The organism is Tenacibaculum sp. Bg11-29 (assembly GCF_002836595.1).
GTDB lineage: Bacteria > Bacteroidota > Bacteroidia > Flavobacteriales > Flavobacteriaceae > Polaribacter.
The window spans coordinates 1620410-1643510 of sequence record NZ_PJBB01000003.1 but is presented as its reverse complement, the minus strand read 5'-3'; the positions used below and the strand labels follow the sequence as shown (position 1 = coordinate 1643510).

Here is a 23101-nt window from a genome sequence, read left to right as displayed (position 1 = left end):
CCCCAATAACCTATCATAAACTTTACTTTAAAAGAGGATACACTATATAAACAAGAACACACTATTATACCCTACTTTATTTAAAATTTTTAAAATCACTAACCTAATCAATTTTCTAAATAATTCTTTTTTAAAGCATACTTGGTTAAACCTGCAATATTTCTAACATTTAATTTAATCATTAGATTTTTTCTATAACTCTCTATTGTATGCTTACTCAAAAATAATTTATTTGCTATTTCTTGTGTTGTAAACTCTTGAGCAATAAAAGTAATTACCTGTTTTTCTCTTTCAGTTAATTTTACACCTTCTTCTTTTTTCTTTGATAATCTATTCTCTAAATAAATTTCTTTTATCTCTCTTGAAAAATATTTTTCTCCATTTAAAATTGTTCGAATAGCCTTAGATAGCTCTTCTTTTTCTGCATTTTTAGGTACATAACCATCTACATCATCGTTTATTAAAGTATCTATCATTTTAGCATTCAAATGCATACTAACTACTAATGTTTTAACAGCCTCTTTTCTTTCTTTAATTGCCTTATTTAAGGCTATACCATCAATCTTAGGCATCGTAATGTCTGTAATAACAAGGTCTATTTTTTTATCCTTATTATTTTCCATGTACTTTAAAACTTCTTCTCCATCTTTACCCGTGAATAAAATATGATATTCTTTTATAGATTCAAAAATACTTTGTAGACCATCTAAGAACATTTTATGATCGTCTACTATAATTAAATTATACTTCATATTTATTATCTATTTCTATGTTAATAATAGTTCCTCTTCCTTTTCTAGAATCAATTAGTAATTGTCCATGTATTTTATCTAACCTACTCTTTATGTTAGTATACCCCAAACCTTCTTTTTGTTCTGAAGGATTAAACCCTATTCCGTTATCTTCAAAAAGAATATTTAGTATTTGTAAGTCAGACAAACTTATACTTAGCTCCATAAATGATGCATTTGCATGTTTAAGAGTATTTGTAATTAATTCTTGAATAATTTTAAACACTTCTGATTTTACCTCTTCAGGTAACTCATCTATTTTTTGTTTTGGGTATATAGTTAAAGATGTAGTTATATCACTTGAATTTCCAATATTATTTAAATATGTTTCAATTGTATCACAAAACTTACTATCATCTTTCTTTTTAGGAATCAGTGAGTGAGAGATATTTCTTACCTCTTTATAAGTATCGTCTATTTGAATACGAACCTTTTTTATATGATCTATATTAGAAACTTTAGGACTACCTAACTGAAGTTTAATAGCCGCTAAATTACCTCCAATACTATCGTGTAATTCTTGCGCTATTCTTTCTCTTTCTATATCTCTTCCTTCAATATTTGCTTTAATTAGTTCTAATTCTTTTTCTTTATATAATGTTGTTACTTTTTGTTGGTTTATCTCTTTCTCTTTTTTATTTAACTCACTTTGAGCTTGAAGCCTTAAATAATAATTAATTAATAACCCAACTACAGCTACAAGGATAATTAAAAAAGATATTAAAATATATTTTTTGTTGCTTTTTTCAGTTTTTAAATTAACTTCTTGTATCTCTTGATCTTTTTTTAGTAAAACAATCTCTTTTTCTTTTTTTATAGTTTCGTATTTAACTTCTAACTCATTAATTTTTTCTTCTTTTTCTAATTTACTAATAGAATCTTTTATTTTAAAGTACTTTGAATTATGATAAAAAGCTTCTTTGTAATTTAATTGTTCTAACGCTATTATTTTTAGTTTTTTATAAAGCTCTTGTTGCTGTCCTAATAATTTTAATTCTAAAGCATCATTAAGTGCAATACTGTAAACTAAACGGGCATTTTTATAATCTTTTAAGTATATCATTATATTACCAATACCAATACTTGCTTCAATTTTTATTTGATGAAACCCTTCTTTGTCACTAATTGCTATTACTTCTCTATAAAGTTTTTTTGCTTTCTTTATTTTTTTTTGCTTTTGTGCATTATTAGCTAAGCTTAAAAGAATTGACGACCTAGCTTGTATATTATCATCTGCTAAACTCATGTTATATGCCTTTTTAAGAAAATTATTAGAAGCCTTATAATCTTTAAGTTCTCCATAAATCATTCCTATATTTATATAACTACCGTATATAATTTCCTTATCTTCAGTATAGGTTAAACATTCTTTAAAAGCACTTAACGCTTTTAAAGAATTCTTATCATTATAATACACCAAAGCTAACCCATGTGTATTAGCATAATAAGAATATTTTTCATTAAATTTCTGAGCTTCTTCGATACCTTTTATATACCACTTCTTACTTTCACTGAGTAAGCCTTTTTTACTATAATTTTTTCCTAAAAGATTATAAATAGTTGATTTTCGTTTAGACTTTAAAGAATCCCCTCCTTCTGTATTATAACTGAGAGATTGTTTTGCGTAAATTATTGAAGAATCTATAGCTACTTTTCTATTAAAGTAGTATGCTAATATCATACTACTATTCATTAAAGCATATTTAGATTTAGTAGTTTTTTTTAAATCTTTAGCGATTATATATGCTTTTTCTTTTTCATTATTATTTAACAGATAAATAGCCTCATAAATAATTTCTTTTTCACTCTTTATTCCGTTTTCATTTAATCGATCTGTTTGACAAACACATACTTTCGTAAATAAAAATGAACATACTACAAAACACCTAAAGATAAATTTAACCATAATCAAAAATAGTCATTTATATAAATATATAAAATCACTCTGTAAAAATATAACTGTAATAAAGATCAAAAAACTTTATTAGAAACAAATGAATTCCTAGATGCTTTTTGTTTCTTTGCTGTCTATATATTATGTAATTGAAAATACAGAGAACAACATATTTTTCTTTAGGCACCAATGAAGGTGATAAGCTAAGTAATTTACAGGAAGCGATAAATTTAATTTACCAAGAAATTGGAGTTATTTTAAAAATTGCATCAGTTTATAAAACCCCTTCTTATGGTTTTACTGGTAATAATTTTTACAATACTTGTATTAAAGTATCTACACATCTTCCTCCTGAGCAATTAATTTCAAAATTATTATCTATTGAAAAAAAGATAGGTAGAATTCGAACCAACAGTAATGAATATTCTAATAGAGTTATTGATATTGACATTTTACTTTTTGATGATGAAATTATTTTTTCAGAAAACCTTATCGTACCTCATCCACGAATGTTAGAGCGTAAATTTGTTTTAGTTCCCTTAACTGAAATTGCCAAAAAATTAAATCATCCAATAGAAAAAAAATCTATCTCGTCTTGTTTAGAAAACTGTTCAGATAATTCAATTATTTCTGTACTTGAAGAGCAACTTATAAGACCTATTCCTATTACTGAAAAATATAATTATATTGCTATTGAAGGAAATATTGGGGCAGGAAAAACGTCATTAGCTAAAATGATGTCTGACGAGTTTAACACAAAAACGGTGTTAGAGCGTTTTGCTGACAATCCTTTTTTACCAAAATTCTATGAAGATAACGAACGCTATGCTTTCCCTTTAGAAATGAGCTTTTTAGCTGACAGATATCAACAATTAACAGATGACTTAGCACAATTTGATTTATTTAAAAATTTTATAGTTTCTGATTATTATATTTTTAAATCATTAATTTTTGCACAAATTACCTTGCAAAAAGATGAGTATAAATTATACAGAAAAATGTTCGATTTGATGTATAAAGAAATCACTAAACCCGATTTATATATTTATTTATACCAAAATACTGAACGTTTATTAAAAAACATAAAAAAAAGAGGAAGAGATTACGAGCAAAACATAGAAGCTGATTATTTGCAAAAAATACATGATGGATACATTAATTTCATTAAAACACAACCTAATCTAAACATCTTAATTATTGATGTATCTGATTTAGACTTTGTAAAAAACAATGAAGATTATCAATTTATAATTAATGAGATTAAAAATTACAACGCATAAAAAAAGCAGCTTAAAAGCTGCTTTTTTTATTTTTTCAATTCTAATTTCTCTGCAAAGTAATCACAAAAATCTCGCATGGTAGCACTCATTTTCTCATCATTAGTAGCTTTCTCAAATGACCCTGCCATAGACACTAATGTTTGATGATAAAACTGTTTCATTTCATCTACAGGCATATCTTTCGTCCACAAATCCATACGTAAAGTGTCTTTTTTCTTATGATCCCAAACAGATAACATTATAGCCTTAGAAGCCTCACCGTTAATTCCACCATCTTCTGCATTCCATGTAATTTTTTCAGGTATTTTATTTTCGTCTAAGCCTACTTTAAATATTATTTTCGAAGTATGTTCTATCGCCATTATCTCTTTGGTTTATATTTTGAGTTTTTGAAGATTTCCTCTTCACTTGTTTGTAATAACTGCTGCAAAGATACATCATTCTTTTGCATGTACGAACGTACTATTTGCCAACCAACCCATTCACCCAAACCACCTGGTGATTGATTATCTTGCTCCATATAAAACTTAGAAAAAGGAGCAACATCTAAAAAACGTTTATCAAGCTCTTTACTTGTACTATATAACATGTTTTTTTCAATAAAATATTTCCAAATTGATTCTTCATTTTTTTCTACCCAATCAAACTTAATCTTTGTATAACCAATTTTTATTTTGTCAGATACCTTAGGTAAATATGCATCAAGTAAATACATTTTCTTACCTTTATAAATCATTTTATCTATAAAACTTCGTTGTTTCACAGGGAAAAAATGCGCATTTATTATTGATTCTGCCACATCTACAATAATATGTTCTTTCTCATTATTCTGTTTTATATAAGCAGGATAATCATTATAAAATCTGTGCTCTTTACCTAGGTAAGCATCTAAAGAAATCAACAACAAGCTATCTGCATATACAATTCGATTATCATAATCAATATTTGTTAGCATGGTTATTACTCTCGGGCTTTTAAATTTAGGGTTATAATACTTTAAATGCTTAAAAAAAGAAGTTAATTCCCCCCTTAAATCATCTAGCGTATTATATACTTTTTGTGTTTCTTCATACAATTCTATTTCATCTTTATTTTTAAGTTTATTTACCCAAACACTGTCGGGTTGAGATGGAAATAAAAATAGATATTTCTTTTTCGTTTTTTCTAAGTTTTCTGGTTTCGTATTATAAAAATCGATATCAAAACGATCTATAACCGTGTTAACCTTAATATTAGACACATCAACTTCTAAATTAAAAGCAACCTCTTTTTTACAAGAATTTAACCCTAAAACTAAAACACAAAGTGTTAAAAATTTTCTCATGAACTTTAGTATATTTACATTCAATTTTTACAACGCCGAAATTACTAAAATAGTTTATATGAATATTATATAAACTCTTATAAAATATATTTGATTATGAATACACCCAAAGTTTCAGAACACATTGTACAATGGTTAAAAGACTATGCAACCAACTCAGGAGTTAAGGGGTTTGTAGTCGGTATTTCTGGTGGTATTGATAGTGCTGTAACCTCAACTTTATGTGCAAAAACCGGTTTACCTACTTTATGTATTGAACTACCTATTCATCAAGCAGAAAGCCAAGTAAATAGAGCAAATGAACATATTAAACAATTAAAACAGCGTTTTAGTAATGTTTCTGAAGCTGAAGTAAATTTAACAACCACCTTTGAAGATTTTAAAATGGTAGTTCCTAAAATTGAATCATCTGCAAAAACAGCTTTAGCTTTAGCTAATACTCGAGCTCGTTTACGTATGACAACGCTATATTATTTTGCAGGGTTACATAGTTTATTAGTTGCCGGAACAGGTAATAAAGTAGAAGATTTCGGTGTAGGTTTTTACACTAAATATGGTGATGGAGGAGTTGATTTAAGTCCAATAGCCGATTTGGTTAAATCTGAGGTTTTTTCTTTAGGCGAATACTTAGAAGTACCTAAATCTATTCAAAAAGCGCAGCCAACAGATGGTTTGTTTGGTGATAGCAGAACTGATGAAGAACAAATTGGAGCTTCTTATGATGAATTAGAATGGGCTATGAAAATGCAAATCGCAGGGAAAACAAATATTGATTTTTCTGATAGAAAATTAGAAGTATTTAAAATATACACACGCCTCAACCGAATTAATCAACATAAGATGATCCCTATTCCTGTTTGTGAAGTACCTAGTAACTTAAAGTAAATTTACTAACATCATTTGACGTTTAATTTTTTGGTATGCTTGCTTTTTGTATCCGTTAGATATTCTAAAAGGCAAAATTATAAATAGTCTTAATAACTCGAAAAATTGTAGCACTTTTTTCATAATTGTTTTTCTTTCTTTTTTCGGAACAAAATTACAAAAAAAAATACAATTATAAAATTTTGTTAAATTTATATATATTAAACTACACGGTTTAATTTTTCAAAAAGACGCTTTTTTAAATCAGTGTAATTTGATATTTCTTCTAAGTCTAACGCTACGTTTTGTGTTTGAACTTCGTGTATTATCTCTTTTATTTTTTCTTCTATTAAAACCCTTCTAATATTTAGTATGGCATCAGATACCAATTTAGGAAGTATTTTTTTTGTTTCTGTAACAAATATTTCTTTTCGCTCCCAATCACTTAAAGAGTACTTTTCTTCATCCATTAAAATATTAGTAACTAAACTAGATATATCTTGATTTTCATGCATAATCAATTGATCTATCGAAATTTTTTCATTTTGATTTAATTGATGAACTAATTGATAATACGTTAATTTAAAGATTTCATTAGCAAACTCAATTTCATCTTCTTGTAAATTTAAATACAACTCGTTTGACACTGTATTCTGGTACTCCTCCTTTTCTATAACAGTACGACCTTTATCATCTACACCATCTACCCAATTTACAAACTCAACCATTTCATTGCCATACAGCAATAATATTCTGATAATTTCTTTTTCAAGAATATTTAGTTGATCAATTTTTTGACGTCCTTTTTTACCACCTTTCACAAGTCCCATTGAAGATTTTTCTTCCTTATGAGAATACTCTCTTGATGGTTGATTTAAATTACGATTTTGACTATCTTTATTAGATTTGACTAATCCTTTATTTAGTAATTGCGCCAATTCACTAAACAAAACACGTTCAGAGATATCCATAATACGAGCACATTCTTGCACGTATACTTCTCTTTGAATACCATCAGGTATTTTAGAGATACTAGTAACAATATCGCGAATTAAGCCTGCTTTCTTAACAGGATCATTCGCTGCCTCTTTCATTAATAAAGACACTTTAAACTCAATAAAATCTTGTGATTTTTCTTCTAAAAATTCTTTTAACTCTTTTGTTGAATGCGATTTGGCAAAACTATCAGGGTCTTCTCCTTCTGGAAAAGAAACAACTTTTACATTCATTCCTTGTTCTAGAATTAAATCAATACCTCTTATAGAAGCTCTAATTCCAGCTGCATCACCATCAAACAGCACAGTAATATTTTTGGTTAAACGATTTACTAATCTAATCTGATCAGAAGTTAGTGCAGTACCTGAAGATGCAACTACATTTTCTATTCCTGATTGATAAAAAGAAATTACATCTGTATATCCTTCAACTAAATAACAGTTATCTTGTTTTGCTATTTCTTTCTTTGCATGATAAATTCCGTATAAAATTTTACTTTTATGGTAAATATCACTTTCTGGTGAGTTTAAATATTTTGCTGCTTTTTTATCATTGGTAAGTATTCTACCTCCAAAACCCAAAATACGTCCGGACATACTGTGTATTGGAAATAATACACGTCCCTTAAATCGATCGAATTTTTTAAGTTGTGGCCCTCCTTCTTTTACAATTGTTAACCCTGTAGATTTTAAATACTTTAAATCATAACCTTTGGCTAATGCAGCATCTGTAAAATTACTCCACTCATCTTTACAATATCCTAAATCGAATTTTTCTATAATATCCTCCCTAAAACCTCTTTCTTTGAAATAAGACAATCCTATTGCTCTTCCTTTTTGAGTGTTCATTAGCACATCATGAAAGTAATCTTTAGCAAATTTAGATGCTAAAAACATACTCTCTCTCTCGTTCATCTGCTCTTTTTGCTCGTCAGACTGCTCAGTTTCTTCTATTTCAATATTATATTTTTTAGCTAACCACTTTATAGCCTCAGGATATGTATAATGCTCATGTTCCATTAAAAAAGAAACAGCATTTCCTCCTTTACCAGTACTAAAGTCTTTCCAAATTTGTTTTACAGGTGACACCATAAAAGATGGAGTTCGTTCGTCTGTAAATGGGCTTAAGCCCTTAAAACTACTTCCTGATTTTTTAAGTTGTACAAACTCCCCTATTACTTCCTCTACTTGGGATGCTTCAAATACTTTTTCTATTGTTTGTTGCGTTATCATATAATGTAAAATACAGCCTACAAATATACTCGTTTAGATGCTCTTTTATCAAAAATAAATATCTTAACCTTTTATTTGTTAAAAACATATAAATATCTAGTTTTGTTAAAATTTTTTATCATGAAAAAAACTGTATCCCACTTTCTTTTATTTTTATTAACCTTTAACATATTTTCTCAGGAAACCATTGATATTAAAGACATTGGTCTTGAAGAATGTTTGATTGATTTGGACATCGATTCTAATGGTTTAAATGGAAATATTTTGGTGAGTGATGCCAAATATGTCATTAATTTAAATATTAATGATCCAATAACAAATAAGTTATTGCCTAACGTACATTCTAAAATTAAAAATTTGGGAGGTCTTGAACACTTTCCTAACTTAAAACGTTTGGATTGTTTTGGAAACGAGATTACACAAATAGACTTATCTAAAAGTACATCTATCACTTTTTTAAATTGTAGTGAAAATAAAATAGAACGTTTAGATCTTAGTAATAATACTGAATTAGTATATGTAAGCTGTGACGGTAATAAGTTAAATTCTTTAATTATTGGAGATAATCCTAACCTTAAAAGTTTATACACTAGTTTTAATGAACTAACAACTTTAAATGTTAAGTCTTGTACTAAGCTAGAAAGCTTAGATACAACAGGAAATCAAATGAATAGTATTATCGTAAATGACACACAATTGAATAAAATACCAGAAGGATGGTATAAAGATGAAAATGTTGTTTACACAAAAAATGCGAATAGTATAAAAAGTATTCATGAAGAAAATGTTAAAGAAGAAAGCAAACCTGTTACAACTGTTCAATCAGAAACTAAAGCACCACAACCTGTAATAAACAACCAACCTAAAGAAAGTGCTGCTAATTATTATGAAAAATTTCAACTTTCTGTTGTTTCTGAGTATGACAAATTAGTACTAGCTGCTAATCATACACAAAGTAAAAAGAATGAATTACAACAGAAATACAGCTTAAACCCTAAACAACTTTCACAGTGGATAACTAAGTATTCAAACTTACTAACTACAAACAAGATCATTGTTAAAGGAGTCGATGTAGGAGCTCCTCAAAAATATACTGCTACTTATTATTCAAAATTTAAAAAATCTGCAGTAGATGAATATGAGAAAGCAATACTCAATCCTACTTATTTACAAAGTAAAAAAGTAGAAGTTCAGAAAAAATACAATTTAAATTCTCAACAATTTACTGAATGGATTAACCTACTTGGTAACACTGCTTTTAAAATTAAAACTATCCAATCATCAGAAAGTACTGAGAACTATTACGATAAATTTAAAAAATCTGTTGTTCGCGAGTATGAAGCTTTAGTTTTAAACACGACACATATACAAAAGAAAAAGAGAGATGTACAACAAAAATATAGTATAACAGCTGCTCAGCTTATCGAATGGATTAATAAGCATAGTAAAGTTAAGAAGCATTAAAACCTTCTTATTACTACATAAAAAAGCATCACATTTTAATAAAATATGATGCTTTTTATTTTACTTCTTATTGAATATTATGAAGCTGCTCTTAACTTCTTTAAAGCTGACTTTGTAATTTTAGCTTCTGCATATTCTCTTGTTACTTTTAATTCTTTTTCATCAGAACTAGGCATCTCAAACATTGCATCGGTTAAAATTGCTTCACATAACGAACGTAATCCACGAGCTCCTAACTTATACTCTACTGCTTTATCAACAATAAACTGTAAAGCTCCTTCTGTTAAAGTAAATTCAACATCATCCATAGCAAATAACTTCGTGTACTGCTTAATAATAGAATTTTTAGGTTCTGTTAATATTGCTCGTAATGTTTTTGCATCTAACGGATTCATAAAACTCAATACTGGTAAACGACCAATAATTTCAGGAATTAACCCAAAAGATTTTAAATCAGATGGAATAATGTATTGTAATAAATTACTTTCATCAACACTATCTTCATCAATTGATGCGCTATAACCAACTGCTTGCATATTTAAACGCTTACTTATGATTCTATCAATTCCTGAAAAAGCACCACCAGCGATAAATAAAATATCTTTAGTATTTACTTCAATGAATTTTTGATCTGGATGTTTTCTTCCTCCTTTAGGAGCTACATTTACAACCGACCCTTCTAAAAGTTTTAATAAAGCCTGTTGAACACCTTCTCCTGACACATCACGAGTAATTGATGGGTTATCACCTTTACGAGCTATTTTATCAATCTCATCGATAAAAACAATTCCTCGCTCAGCTTTGTCAACCTCATAATCTGCTGCTTGTAGTAAACGACTTAAAATACTCTCTACATCTTCACCTACATATCCTGCTTGTGTTAAAACAGTTGCATCAACAATAGAAAATGGCACATTTAGCATCTTCGCAATTGTACGAGCTATTAATGTTTTACCTGTACCTGTTTCTCCTACTAAAATGATATTTGATTTTTCAATCTCTACCTCATCTTCATCGTCTTTCGTCTGTAACAATCGCTTATAGTGATTGTATACAGCGACAGACATACCTCTTTTAGTTTCTGTTTGCCCTATGATGTATTCATCTAAAAAAGCTTTAATTTCTTTTGGTTTATTTAAGGTTAAATCTTTAGACAAACCATCTGTTTTAGCTTCTGCAACTTCCTCTTCTACAATTCCGTGAGCTTGTTCAATACATTTATCACAAATATGCGCATCCATACCAGCGATTAATAAATCGGTTTCTGGTTTTTTACGCCCACAAAAGGAACATTCTAAGTTTTCTTCTTTCGACATTATACTAACTTGTTATTCTTAACTATCACGAAAATTAAAATGATAAAGTTACCTTTCTAATTAATAGAAAGATTGCTTCATTTTGTTCGCAATGATAGTATTGTATTATTTTCTTTTTAAAATTTCATCTACCATTCCGTAAGCTTTCGCTTCGTCTGCCTTCATCCAATAATCTCTATCAGAATCTTCTTGTACTTTCTCGAAGGTTTGCCCTGAATGATCTGCAATGATATCGTATAATTCAGTTTTTAACTTTCCTATTTCTTTTACTGTAATCTCCATATCTGATGCTTGCCCTTGCGCACCACCCATTGGTTGGTGAATCATGATACGTGAATGCGGTAAAGCAGAACGTTTTCCTTTTGCTCCTGCACACATTAAAACAGCTCCCATAGATGCTGCCATACCAGTACAAATTGTTGCTACATCTGGCTTAATAAACTGCATTGTATCGTAAATACCTAAACCTGCATAAACCCCACCTCCTGGAGAATTAATATAAATTGAAATATCTTTATTCGCATCTACACTTTCTAAAAACAATAATTGTGCTTGAATTACATTAGCTACTTGATCATTAACACCAGTACCTAAAAAGATAATTCTATCCATCATTAAACGAGAAAAAACATCCATTTGAGTAATGTTCATCTGACGTTCTTCCATAATATATGGCGTTAAACTACTTGTAATTTTACCTAAATATGTACTGTTTATACCGTGTTGCTTTGTTGCGTATTTTTCGAATTCTTTTCCGTAATCCATTTTAAAAATGTTTTTTGGGTTATAATTGTGTAAATATAAGAACTATTTAGTTATTATACAGCTACCATTTGCAGCAAAAAAAACCTGAATCTACATTCAGGTTTTTAAATCATAATCAGTTAATAAACTGTTATTTATATACTTCTTTAATAAAATCTTCGTAAGAAAGCTCTTTTGAATCAAAACTCATGTTCTCTTTATAAAAAGCTAATAATTTTTGGCTAATTAATTGAGATTGTAATTTTTGAGCTTCTTCTTGATTTTGTAAAACTCTACCAGCGATATCATCTAACTCTTTCTCTTCTGGATTCATATTACCAAACTGAGCCATTTGCGAACGGATGAATCCTTTTGCGTAGTCTACTAATTCAGGATAATCGATTTTAACATCGTTATCTTTCATAATCTTTCCTTCGATTAACTGATAACGTAATCCTTTTTCAGATTTATTATACTCTTCAATAGCTTCCTCTGCTGTTAATTGTTTTTCACCAGCAGTTTGTAACCATTTTTGTAAAAACGTTGTTGGTAAATCGAATTTTGTATTTTCTACTAAGTTCTCAGTAATTGCGTTTAACAATTGTTGATCTCCTTGTTGTTGAAATTGCTTTTCAGCATCTTCTTTAATTTTATCTTTTAATTCAGATACAGTATTTACACTTCCGTCTGCAAATAACTTGTCAAATAATTCTTTATCTAACTCAGCTGCTTCGGTTTTAGTAACTTCTTCAATAGTAAAAGAAACAACAATATCTAAATCATGAATCTCATCATGAGAAACACCTAAAACCTGTTGTAATTTGTGCTCATCTTCAAATAAGTTTTTTGTTTTTAACTCTAAAACCTCTCCTACTTTAGCACCAACAAACTTTTTTAAGTTTGTTTTACCTTTAATATCTTTTACAGAAACTGTAGCTTTCTTGCTTATTTCTTTTTCTTCGTTTACAAAAGTACCAGTTACATTAGCATCATCATTCGCTTCATCGATAGGTGATACTTTACCATAACGAGTTTGAATGTTTTCTACTTCTTTATCAATTAACTCGTCTGTTGCAACTATGTTATATTGAGTAACTTTATTTTTAGGCTTTAAGTTGATATCAAACTCAGGAGCTAATCCTAATTCGAATTCAAAAGAAAACTTTTCAGCATCCCAGTTAAATTCGTTTTCTATTCTTGGTAACGGGTTACCTAAAATATCTAACTTCTCTTCTGCTAAAAATTTATTTAAAGACTCTTGTAAAAGTTTGTTTACTTCATCAATCATTATCGATTTTCCGTATTGCTTTTTTACCATTCCCATTGGTACTTGACCTTTTCTAAATCCTGGAATGTTCGCCGTTTTACGGTAATCGTTTAATTGTTTTGTTACTTTAGCTTGATAATCTTCAGCAACTATATCAATTTTTACCACTGCGTTTAACGCATCTACGTTTTCTTTTGTAATATTCATCTTAAAATCTGTTTCTTTAAAATCGGGTGCAAAATTAGGATATTTTTACCTTTTTTGCAAAGGGTTTAACTCTTTCGTTTTCAGTTATTTTTTGTCTTCTTTTAATAGCGAAAACAAAAACGACCTAAATACTGACAATAGCACACTAAATAAAAGTGCAGTAAAAAATCCGCTAACTGCAAAACCTGTAATTAGGTTACCTGCTAACAATATAATTATTGCATTGATAACAAATAAAAATAACCCTAAGGTTACAATAGTTGCTGGCAACGTAAAAAACACTAATAACGGACGAACAAACATGTTTAATAACGATATTGTTACTGCTACTATAACTGCTGTTACATAACTGTTAATTGTAATACCTGGTAATACATTTGCTAGTATAATAACCGCTAATGCGGTTAATAAGATTTTTAAAAATGTTTTCATTTATTTACTTTTAATTAACCATTACAAGAAATAAAGCTACAAATAAATCTTTTATTTAATACAAAAACTACTTTGCTTCTCTTGCAATAATACTCTAATTAAAGCGATAACCATACCAAATAAAAAATACTGAAATTTTGGCAGATTGTTTAAAAATTCATCTTGATTATTAACTCGTTTTTAAATAACTTAGCTAACTACTGATATAAAGGATTAAAACTAGATATATCAATAATATTGTAACACATTACTCCAAAAATATAAAATTGAAAATATACGGTATAGGCGGACTTGGTGCTGACAAAAGAGTATTTGATTTTCTAACTCTAGATTTTGAGTTTATCCCTATAAATTGGATAACACCTGATAAAAATGAGTCTATCAAAAACTACTCTAAAAGATTGAGCAATGTAATTGATACTAAAAATGATTTTTGTTTAATTGGAGTAAGTTTCGGTGGATTAATAGCTACAGAAATAGGTAAAATATTAAACCCTAAAATAACTATTCTGATTTCGTCTGCTCATACCAAAAATGAATTGAGACCAATATTTAGATTGTTTGGTAAAACAAAATTAATTAAACTAATACCAACTTCTCTATTTTACCCTCCAAGGTTAATCGCTAAATATTTATTCGGAGCAAAGAATAATAAATTACTAAATGATATTTTAGATGATACTGATTTAAATTTTGTGAAATGGGCGGTTACTAAATTAATTAACTGGAAAAATATAACTCAACAGAAAAATGTCTTTAAAATCAATGGAACAAAAGATAAATTGATTCCTCCAAGAGGAAATACTAAAATGGAATTAATTGACAAAGGAGAACATTTCATGGTTGTTGACAGAGCAAATGAAATAAGTAAAATAGTAAATGATAAGATAAATATGCTACAGCACTATACCATACAGAGCAAATAGGGCGATTAGTCTTTAATCAAAAAATTATTATCTATTTATAAGATCACTAAATCTTTTGGTTTGTGGTTAAACTAAAAATAACCACTTATTTTCTACCCTACTTGCCATATATCTAATGTCAGAAATCATTACAAACCGAAATAATTATTCTCTAAACACATTATTTCTTTATTACTACAAAAAAATTATTTATTTGTTAAGACCCAAAGTTCTACCTCTTCAGCACCTCGCCAATGTTGGTCTCTTTTTGTTTTCTCAGAAGCTGTTTTTACAGTTCTTTTTAAACATCTTTCTAATTGAAACCTTCCTCCTTTTATTAGTTCTTGTTCTATCGGATGAACTTTTGCTACGTTAGTTATTTGAGCTAAATTTGAAAATATAATTACAAGTTTTCCTTCTGGTAACAATCTTTTTTTTGCTTCAACAAAGAAGTCTGGAAATAAATTTTTATCGTAATAAATAGCTCTATCATTTCTGTCTAAATCATGAGATGCTGGCAACCAAGGTGGATTAAATACAATTAACTCAGTCTGCTTATCCCATTTACCAAAAAGATTCCCAAAATCTAATTCTATTTTTCGAGATAACTTAGTATCTCCCATAGATTCAGTTAATCCTACAATTGCATTAGGGTTTGTATCTGTACCAAAAACCTTTTGAAAACCATGTTTTATCATTTGAAAAGAAAGTACACCACTTCCAACACCAACATCAATTGCAGATTTCTTAGCCCCTTCATAACGTTTCAACCAATTATCAAAAAGTACCAAATGATCAAAACGAGTAGGGAAATAAACACCATAATATGGATGTATTTTATTTCGAAGTACTGGTATCGTTATTCCATTTTTATACCACTGCCAAGCGCTATTTAACCCTTGAACTTTAGGAAAGGGTAATAATAAACTACTAGTTTCTGGATATAATTTTTCTAACCAACCAATAGAAGGTGATTTTTTTACTATCAATTTATGATCAACAATTTCTATTAAAATAAGATTAGATAGTTTACGGAACTCTGATCGAAATTCACGTTGCTCTTGAAAAGACTTGTTAGGTTGTCTTCTTTTAAGATATAGATGCAACTCCTTAATAAGAGACATTCCATTACTATAAAACTCCGTTATCAATACTGATTTTCCAGATTCTAATATTTTAATTGTGCGTTTAACATCTGTATTACGATTAAATAACTCCAATTCACCTTCAGGTAAAATAGGTTCTGGTTTATATACATTTATATCTGTAGTCATCGATTATTTTTTATAAAAATTGAAACGGATTGCAGAGTAATCACATTAGCAAAGCGAAAGATTAAAATCACTATTTGATAGTCATTTACGAGTAATCAGGCATTAATTGACTACTAAAATTTCATTAATTAAAACAATAACTTAAAAAATTCAGCTATTCGCTATAGTTACGCGAAGAAGTAATTAACATATAAATAACACTGCGGCAAAGATACCTTTTTTAAGAATCTTTACAGAGGCAATACTAGAGTAATATCTCATAACATTTAATTTAAATAACTTACTAAAAACATTGAAATTGTAATGCCTACATAAAGAGTACTACTGACAACGCCTAAACCTCATGCTTTCTTGGTGATATATAAGAAGTTCGTTATATTTACAATTAACAGCTAAATACATAAACCAAAGGTTCTTTTACCTTTGCACTCATGGTATTTAGCTAAACGATAGCAGCAATTAAATGATTCATCCGCTCTAGACAACATATTGAAGAAATAATTAGCCTTACTGATGAGGAGTTTGATTTTGTTTTGAGTCATTTTGATCAAATAAAAAAACGTAAGCATCAATTTTTAGTACAAGAGGAAGATTTGGGTAAAAGGCTGTCTAAAACCTACTTTTTTGATGATAATGGCAAAGAACATATTCTACAGTTTGCCATGGAAAATTGATGGACTTCCGATTATGAGGCTTTCACAAACCAAACAAAAGCCAAAACCTCTATAGATTATCTTTAAGATACTGAATTGTTATATATCACTTTCGAAAATCGAGAAAAATTGACTTCTGAGATGCATAAAATTGAACGATTTTGGGCTAAAAAAATAAAACAGGCAGAATAGCACTTCAAAATAGGATACTATCTTTATTAAAAAATTCCACCAAGGAACGATATGATCTACTATTGGAACAGTATCCACAACTTTTTTAACGCGTTTCTAAAGAACTAATAGCATCTTAACTAGGTATTTACAGAGAAACACAAAGCAGGCTAAGTTCATAAAATTACTCCCTTCCATATTTTTTTATTCCCACTTTTGTGATCTATGTCACACTTAAAGAGTGATATACCTCCTTCCTATTTATACAGGTTCACAGCACCTTTGTACGGTAATTAATTTAACAAAACAGTTATGCCATACATTAATATTAGAGTTACTGACGAACAAGTAACACAAGAACAAAAACGTCAATTAATAGAAGGTACTACACAACTAGTCGTTGACATACTTAACAAAAACCCAAAAACAACCTATGTAATTATTGATGAAATACCTATCGAAAATTGGGGTGTAAATGGGAAGCAATATTTAGGAACTAAAAAATAATAAAAGACATGAAAAACAAAACAGTAATTATTACAGGAGCATCATCTGGAATAGGAAAAGCAATTGCAAAATATTTTATCGAAAGAGATAGTAACGTTGTTATGAACTCTTCCAATGAAGAAAATTTAAGGAATACCTATGAAGAGCTTGGCGCTCCTTTAAATGCTGCGTATTTCGCAGGAGACATTAGCAAACAATCCACAGGACAGCAACTTATGACTTTGGCCTTAAAAAAATTCAACTCAATAGATGTTTTGATCAACAACGCGGGGATATTTGCTCCAAAACCATTTTTAGATGTTGAAGAAAACGATTTAGACCTTTATTGGAATGTAAATTTAAAAGGAACCTATTTTACAACTCAAGCTGCAATTCCTCAGATGATAAAGCAAGGAAAAGGTTCTATCATTAATATAGGAACGGTTCTAGTGGATCATGCCATTGATGGATTCCCAGCAACAGCACCACTTACAAGTAAAGGAGCTGTTCATGCCCTGACTAGGCAATTAGCAGCAGAATTTGGGAAAGACAACATCAAGGTCAATACCATTGCTCCAGGAATCATTAGGAGTCCGTTACAAGGAAAAATGGGTATTGAAGATGCCGATAGTTTAGCGAAACTACATTTATTAAACAGAATAGGTGAAGCAAATGAAATTGCTGAAGCAGCTTACTATTTAGCAACTGCAGAATTTGTTACAGGAGAAACAATTAATGTGGCTGGTGGACATACTATCGGACACACGATCTAATTATTAAAATAAAATAGTAAACAAAATGAAAAATTTACATAAAAACGTATTGATAGGTATATTGACCTTACTTTCTAGTATTGGTTATTCCCAAAATCTAAAAAACACTAAAATTCTATTTGTGGTAACCTCACACGATAAATTAGGTGACACTGGTAAAAAAACTGGACTTTGGATAGAAGAATTTGCAACGCCATACTATTATTTAACTGATCTAGGTGTGAACGTTGACATTGCATCTCCAAAAGGTGGGCTGCCTCCAATTGACCCGAAGAGTACCTCAGCCGATTTTCAAACTGAAGCAACGAAGCGATACTATAATGATAAGAAAACGCAAAAGAAGTTTAGCAAAACACAAAAGTTGTCTAAAATGAACCATAACGATTATGACGCAGTATTCTATCCTGGAGGACATGGTCCACTTTGGGATTTGTCTACAGACAAAAACTCAATTCAATTAATAGAATCTTTTTACAATAATAACAAGCCAATTGCTTTTGTATGTCATGCACCTGCTGCGCTTAAAAATGTAAAGAGCAAAAATGGAGAACCCTTGATAAAAGGAAAAAAAGTGACGGGATTTACGAATAGTGAAGAGGCCGCTGTTGGACTCACCAATGTAGTTCCATTTTTAATTGAAGACATGTTGAAACAGAATGGCGCCATTTATAAAAAAGGAGCTGATTGGCCTTCTTTTGCAACAACAGATGGCTTATTGATTTCAGGGCAAAACCCTCAATCATCACATTTGGTAGCTCAAAAATTAGTAGAACAAATCCAAAATAAATAATTATGTACGATAATCATTCAAACGAAATAAAAAAAAATGTTTCAGATTATTTTGAGGGAATTTATACTGGTGACGTAAGTAAACTAATAGATGTTTTTTATCCAAAAGCATTACTGTTTGGGGATATCAACGGTGCTCCTTATTTTAAAACTGCAACAGCATATATTGATGGGGTCAAAAACAGAAAAAGCCCTAAAGATCTAGGCCAAGTTTTCAAAATGAAAATACTTTCCATAGAGATATTGGGTAACAATGCCATTGTAAAGGCACAATTACCGATGTTAGGCTATAATTATTTCGACTTCTTGTCTTTTACTAAAATTAATAGTGATTGGAAAATTGTAAATAAGCTTTTCACTCATCTAGAGTAAATAGTTACTTACTTAAAACGTATAAAAGCAATAGCGGTTCGGAGTTAAATCCTTACCGCTATTTCATTTTAATTAAGTATCTTGTAAACTAAGACTAGTACTCTTACATCAAAATTTAGCGAAAACTAAAAATTAATAACTGTAATTTTTATTTAAATGAGACTGCTTTCGTTTCAAACTTCCATTATATAACGACTCTATTTTAACTTTGATTATTACTTTCTTTATATAAGCAGGTAATGTATTTCTTACTTCTTCATCTTCTGAAAAAAAAAATAAAATACTTGTCTTTACTTGTTTATTAAGTGTCTGATTTATGTAAGCTAAACCTACTTCTTTTACCGCTTTTTTATTTATTTTAGCTTGTAACAACATTTTTTCTTTACCCGTTAATAACCAAGTTGGGTTTATTTCAGGAAAATAATTTAGATTTTTGTTTAACACACTATTATTAAACGACACTTTTCTTCTGATTGCAATACCTATAGAGTTTTTAGAAACACTACCCCCTCCTTAAAACACCTGAAAATAAATCACTTACAAAAACTACTTACTCCATTATTTTGCATATATCATCCATAAAAATTAACTATTTACTAAAAAAAAAATGCTTGTAATATTGTCAGTGTATTTACACCACTTAAAAAAAATAATTTGGATATAAAATCTCTAAAAAAACACTCTTATTTTTATCTATAAGAGTACTACCTTCCTTTCAATCAATAACTGCTATAATTTGTTTATCTACAAGCATACTATTCACTTATTATTTTACTTGCTATGGTAATGACTTTCTTTTTTTTTAAAAACTATACCCCCTTAAATACTACGTAAAAACCAACATAATTATTCTTTTAAAAAAGCATACACAAATAAAACAAACACACCTACACAATACATATTTGCTATACTTTTTATTTTTAAATATAATGTAAAAAATAATTAACAAACTCTTTAGTTAAAATGAGTTAAAAAAGTTAAAGTTCTAACAAAAGGGCATTTACACATCTAAAAATGTTTTTAATTTACTTCAAATAAACACTTTTAAATTATGAAAAAAATACTATTAGCAGCATTAATTACTTTTTTAGGATTTGTAAACATGAATGCTCAAAACATCCAATTTGGAGTAAAAGGGGGGCTTAATTTTGCAGATATTAGAAGTAACAATGCCAACAATGCAAAAACTGTAACTGCTTTTAATTTTGGAGCTATGGCTGAAATTTCAATTACAGATAAATTTTCCTTTCAACCAGAATTATTTTTTTCTGGCCGAGGATTTAGCATTGGAGATGATGTAGTTGCTTTAAATTACCTAAGCTTACCTTTAATGGCTAAATATTATGCTACAAAAAGATTTAGTTTAGAAGTTGGACCACAAGTTGGTTATTTACTTTCTGCTAAAAGAGAAAGCAACGATATTAAAAGCAACTTTAAAGATGTAGATTTTGGCGTTAATATGGGAATTGGATACAAATTAGATAACGGTCTTAATTTTGGAGCACGCTATAACCTAGGCTTATCCAACATTAACAACATAGACAACACTAATGATAAAATTAAGAGCGGTGTATTTCAACTTTCAGTTGGTTACTTTTTCTAAAGCTCTAAATAATTAAAACCGAAGTAAATTTGCTTCGGTTTTAATTATTTTATTTAATAAAAGCAATAACTTCAGTGTAAAAACTCACTGGATTTTCAGCATGCAACCAATGCCCTGCATTTGTTATTAATTTAATAGTAGAATTCGGAAAATGTGCCTCAATAATCGGCTCTTCATTCACAGAAATATAACCTGAGTTCTCACCTTTTAGAAATAAGGTATTACCTTCAAAAACGGTAAAAGAAGGCAATGCCTCTCCTACTTCATCATTATTTTCAGTTAATGACTTTAAATTAAAACGAAACGCTAACTCGTCTTTCGTTTTTCTATATACACTTTTTAACAAGAACTGTCGTATACCAACTTCTGAAATCAATTCAGACAATTTCCCATCAATCAATTTACGTGAATTTTGTATAGTAAAATCCACTGAATTCAATGCCTTTAAAATATCATGATGATGTGGTGGATACATTCTTGGAGAAATATCTGCTACAATTAATTTATCTACTAATTCTGCATATTCGGTAGCAAACAACATTACTGTTTTCCCCCCCATAGAATGCCCAAGTAAATGAACTTTTTCTAATTGATAATGTATTATGTAATCATATAGATCAGCAACCATTAACTCATAATCAAACTCATCAGAATGAAAACTACGACCATGATTACGTTGATCTATTAAATGTACTTCAAAACCATCTTTCGCTAAAGAATTTGCATGAGTTTTCCAATTATCACCCATACCAAAATACCCGTGTAAAATTAACAACGGTTTTCCTTCACCTACAATTCTTGAATGTAAAATTTGCATATTATCCTAATCTGTGCAAATACATATTCACCACATTCTCCAATCCTAAATACAATGATTCTGAAATAAGTGCATGCCCAATAGAAACTTCCGCTAAATTCGGTATACTCTCTTTAAAAAACTTAATATTCTCTAAACTTAAATCATGACCTGCATTAATACCCAAACCTAAATCATGCGCTAAAATAGCTGCTTCAACATAAGGTTTTACACCCATTTCATTACCTAAACTATACTGTATAGCAAACTCTTCTGTATATAATTCAATTCTATCTGCTCCCGTTTTTGCAGCAGCTTCAATCAGTTTTAAATCGGCATCTATAAAAATTGATGTTCTAATTCCGTTATTTTTAAACTCTGAAATCACTTCTTTTAAGTAAGATTGATTTGCAACTGTATCCCAACCTGCATTAGAAGTTAACGTATCAACACTATCAGGAACCAATGTTACTTGAGTAGGTTTTATTTCTAAAACCATTTTCATAAACTTATCAATAGGATTTCCTTCAATATTATATTCCGTAGTAACGATTGATTTTAAATCATACGCATCCTGATAACGAATATGACGTTCATCTGGTCTTGGATGAATTGTAATCCCCTCAGCTCCAAACCCCTCAATATCGGTAGCTACACTTAATAAATTAGGCGTGTTTCCTCCTCTAGAATTGCGCAACGTCGCAATTTTATTAATATTTACACTTAACTTAGTCATCTCATAAAATTAAGATACAAAGATAATCCATTAAAACATTTTAAACTATATTCGTAGTAATGAATATCAACGACTTTATATTAGAAGAAATAAAAGCACTTACACTAAACGACACTGTAAGATGTGCTCAGCAAGTATGTGAAAATTTACCAATTACACATATCCCGATTGTTGAAGGCGGAAAATTAATTGGATGCTTACCAGAAAGTGATATCCAAACAATTGAAGACAAAGATAAAAAACTGAGTGAGTACTCCTATTTATTAGATATTTTCTACTCTAATAATAAAACCACTTTATTAGATTTAATAGTTCTGTTTGCTGACAATGATTGTAATTTAATACCTGTTTTAAACGAGGAAATGAATTATGCTGGTTACTACGAACTAAGTGACGTTTTAGATGCTTTTGCCGACAGTCCTTTTTTGCATAATGAGAGTGAAACTCTAATTATAGGCAAAAATAAAAGTGATTATTCTATAGGGCAAATTGCACAGATAGTTGAAACCAATGGAGCCAAATTGTTAGGACTTTATATTTCTTCTGAAAACCAAGACAATATTCAAGTTACTCTAAAAATAATAACTCAAGAAATAAACGAAGTAATTCAAACTTTTCGTAGATACGACTATCATGTTGTTACACAACATGAAGATGATTTTTACTTAGAAGAGTTAAAAGACAGAGCCGCTTATTTGAGAAAGTACTTAGACATGTAATTTACACCTCCAT

General features: G+C 29.3%; 23 protein-coding genes. 10 read left to right on the top strand and 13 right to left on the bottom strand.

Annotation, left to right across the window (positions count from 1 at the left end; all coding sequences use genetic code 11):
- Positions 1 to 107 precede the first annotated feature (107 nt).
- Both CXF68_RS07350 and CXF68_RS07345 read right to left on the bottom strand, forming a co-directional pair.
- The gene (locus CXF68_RS07350) at positions 108 to 752 is read right to left on the bottom strand and encodes a response regulator transcription factor (RefSeq protein ID WP_101043744.1); all 645 of its coding nucleotides are present in this window, start codon (positions 750 to 752) and stop codon (positions 108 to 110) included.
- On the bottom strand, positions 742 to 2697 hold the full coding sequence (locus tag CXF68_RS07345) for a tetratricopeptide repeat-containing sensor histidine kinase (RefSeq protein WP_101043743.1): 1956 nt from the start codon (positions 2695 to 2697) through the stop codon (positions 742 to 744). The genes CXF68_RS07350 and CXF68_RS07345 overlap by 11 nt, the downstream gene beginning before the upstream one ends.
- A gap of 137 nt (positions 2698 to 2834) precedes the next feature.
- Here CXF68_RS07345 and folK point away from each other — a divergent pair, with 137 nt between their 5' ends.
- Entirely contained in the window at positions 2835 to 3965 is a 1131-nt protein-coding gene (gene folK, locus CXF68_RS07340) for a 2-amino-4-hydroxy-6-hydroxymethyldihydropteridine diphosphokinase (protein ID WP_101043742.1), read from the top strand.
- Between the two features lie 26 nt (positions 3966 to 3991).
- Here folK and gldC read toward each other — a convergent pair whose 3' ends face one another.
- Both gldC and gldB read right to left on the bottom strand, forming a co-directional pair.
- Positions 3992 to 4327 (bottom strand): gliding motility protein GldC, encoded by a 336-nt coding sequence (gene gldC / locus CXF68_RS07335; protein WP_101043741.1) that lies wholly within the window; start codon positions 4325 to 4327, stop codon positions 3992 to 3994.
- Positions 4327 to 5289 (bottom strand): gliding motility lipoprotein GldB, encoded by a 963-nt coding sequence (gldB, locus tag CXF68_RS07330; protein ID WP_101043740.1) that lies wholly within the window; start codon positions 5287 to 5289, stop codon positions 4327 to 4329. Before gldB ends, gldC begins: the two co-directional genes overlap by 1 nt.
- A 96-nt stretch (positions 5290 to 5385) precedes the next feature.
- Here gldB and nadE point away from each other — a divergent pair, with 96 nt between their 5' ends.
- Entirely contained in the window at positions 5386 to 6174 is a 789-nt protein-coding gene (gene nadE / locus CXF68_RS07325; protein WP_101043739.1) for an NAD(+) synthase, read from the top strand.
- Between the two features lie 200 nt (positions 6175 to 6374).
- On the opposite strand, the gene dnaG is transcribed toward nadE, so the two are convergent.
- The gene (gene dnaG / locus CXF68_RS07320; protein WP_101043738.1) at positions 6375 to 8381 is read right to left on the bottom strand and encodes a DNA primase; all 2007 of its coding nucleotides are present in this window, start codon (positions 8379 to 8381) and stop codon (positions 6375 to 6377) included.
- 120 nt (positions 8382 to 8501) lie between these two features.
- Here dnaG and CXF68_RS07315 point away from each other — a divergent pair, with 120 nt between their 5' ends.
- Positions 8502 to 9845 (top strand): leucine-rich repeat domain-containing protein, encoded by a 1344-nt coding sequence (locus CXF68_RS07315; RefSeq protein WP_101043737.1) that lies wholly within the window; start codon positions 8502 to 8504, stop codon positions 9843 to 9845.
- A 77-nt stretch (positions 9846 to 9922) separates the two neighbouring features.
- Here the strand turns inward: CXF68_RS07315 and clpX are convergent, their stop codons facing one another.
- The 4 genes from clpX to CXF68_RS07295 form a co-directional block, all read right to left on the bottom strand.
- The gene (gene clpX, locus CXF68_RS07310; RefSeq protein WP_101043736.1) at positions 9923 to 11161 is read right to left on the bottom strand and encodes an ATP-dependent Clp protease ATP-binding subunit ClpX; all 1239 of its coding nucleotides are present in this window, start codon (positions 11159 to 11161) and stop codon (positions 9923 to 9925) included.
- 105 nt (positions 11162 to 11266) lie between these two features.
- On the bottom strand, positions 11267 to 11926 hold the full coding sequence (gene clpP, locus CXF68_RS07305; protein ID WP_101043735.1) for an ATP-dependent Clp endopeptidase proteolytic subunit ClpP: 660 nt from the start codon (positions 11924 to 11926) through the stop codon (positions 11267 to 11269).
- Between the two features lie 130 nt (positions 11927 to 12056).
- A complete protein-coding gene (gene tig, locus CXF68_RS07300; RefSeq protein WP_101043734.1) occupies positions 12057 to 13379 on the bottom strand; it encodes a trigger factor in 1323 nt (440 codons plus the stop codon).
- Positions 13380 to 13463: 84 nt separating this feature from the next.
- Positions 13464 to 13811 carry a phage holin family protein gene (locus CXF68_RS07295; RefSeq protein ID WP_101043732.1) on the bottom strand — a complete coding sequence of 116 codons (348 nt, stop codon included), beginning with the start codon at positions 13809 to 13811 and terminating at the stop codon, positions 13464 to 13466.
- 266 nt (positions 13812 to 14077) lie between these two features.
- Here CXF68_RS07295 and CXF68_RS07290 point away from each other — a divergent pair, with 266 nt between their 5' ends.
- Entirely contained in the window at positions 14078 to 14737 is a 660-nt protein-coding gene (locus tag CXF68_RS07290; protein ID WP_101043730.1) for an alpha/beta hydrolase, read from the top strand.
- Positions 14738 to 14922: 185 nt separating this feature from the next.
- Here CXF68_RS07290 and CXF68_RS07285 read toward each other — a convergent pair whose 3' ends face one another.
- Positions 14923 to 15990 carry a methyltransferase gene (locus CXF68_RS07285; protein WP_101043728.1) on the bottom strand — a complete coding sequence of 356 codons (1068 nt, stop codon included), beginning with the start codon at positions 15988 to 15990 and terminating at the stop codon, positions 14923 to 14925.
- 1136 nt (positions 15991 to 17126) lie between these two features.
- Here CXF68_RS07285 and CXF68_RS07275 point away from each other — a divergent pair.
- The 4 genes from CXF68_RS07275 to CXF68_RS07260 are packed head-to-tail and all read left to right on the top strand — an operon-like array spanning position 17127 to position 19234.
- Complete coding sequence (locus CXF68_RS07275) at positions 17127 to 17321, top strand: 4-oxalocrotonate tautomerase family protein (RefSeq protein ID WP_101043726.1); 195 nt, start codon at positions 17127 to 17129, stop codon at positions 17319 to 17321.
- A gap of 8 nt (positions 17322 to 17329) precedes the next feature.
- A complete protein-coding gene (locus tag CXF68_RS07270; protein ID WP_101043724.1) occupies positions 17330 to 18073 on the top strand; it encodes an SDR family NAD(P)-dependent oxidoreductase in 744 nt (247 codons plus the stop codon).
- A gap of 49 nt (positions 18074 to 18122) precedes the next feature.
- A complete protein-coding gene (locus CXF68_RS07265) occupies positions 18123 to 18863 on the top strand; it encodes a type 1 glutamine amidotransferase domain-containing protein (protein ID WP_369800483.1) in 741 nt (246 codons plus the stop codon).
- A gap of 2 nt (positions 18864 to 18865) precedes the next feature.
- Positions 18866 to 19234 carry a nuclear transport factor 2 family protein gene (locus CXF68_RS07260; protein ID WP_101043720.1) on the top strand — a complete coding sequence of 123 codons (369 nt, stop codon included), beginning with the start codon at positions 18866 to 18868 and terminating at the stop codon, positions 19232 to 19234.
- Positions 19235 to 19366: 132 nt separating this feature from the next.
- On the opposite strand, the gene CXF68_RS07255 is transcribed toward CXF68_RS07260, so the two are convergent.
- Positions 19367 to 19678: a hypothetical protein gene (locus tag CXF68_RS07255; RefSeq protein WP_101043718.1), complete on the bottom strand. Its 312-nt coding sequence runs from the start codon at positions 19676 to 19678 to the stop codon at positions 19367 to 19369.
- A 607-nt stretch (positions 19679 to 20285) separates the two neighbouring features.
- Between CXF68_RS07255 and CXF68_RS07250 the strand changes: the two genes are divergently transcribed.
- Positions 20286 to 20837, top strand: coding sequence for a porin family protein (locus tag CXF68_RS07250; protein ID WP_101043716.1), 552 nt, complete (start codon positions 20286 to 20288; stop codon positions 20835 to 20837).
- 49 nt (positions 20838 to 20886) lie between these two features.
- Here the strand turns inward: CXF68_RS07250 and CXF68_RS07245 are convergent, their stop codons facing one another.
- Both CXF68_RS07245 and CXF68_RS07240 read right to left on the bottom strand, forming a co-directional pair.
- On the bottom strand, positions 20887 to 21654 hold the full coding sequence (locus CXF68_RS07245; protein WP_101043714.1) for an alpha/beta fold hydrolase: 768 nt from the start codon (positions 21652 to 21654) through the stop codon (positions 20887 to 20889).
- A 1-nt stretch (position 21655) separates the two neighbouring features.
- Positions 21656 to 22369, bottom strand: a complete 714-nt coding sequence (locus CXF68_RS07240; protein ID WP_101043712.1) for a pyridoxine 5'-phosphate synthase — start codon at positions 22367 to 22369, stop codon at positions 21656 to 21658.
- Positions 22370 to 22428: 59 nt separating this feature from the next.
- Between CXF68_RS07240 and CXF68_RS07235 the strand changes: the two genes are divergently transcribed.
- Positions 22429 to 23088: a CBS domain-containing protein gene (locus CXF68_RS07235; RefSeq protein ID WP_101043710.1), complete on the top strand. Its 660-nt coding sequence runs from the start codon at positions 22429 to 22431 to the stop codon at positions 23086 to 23088.
- Positions 23089 to 23101 lie beyond the last annotated feature (13 nt).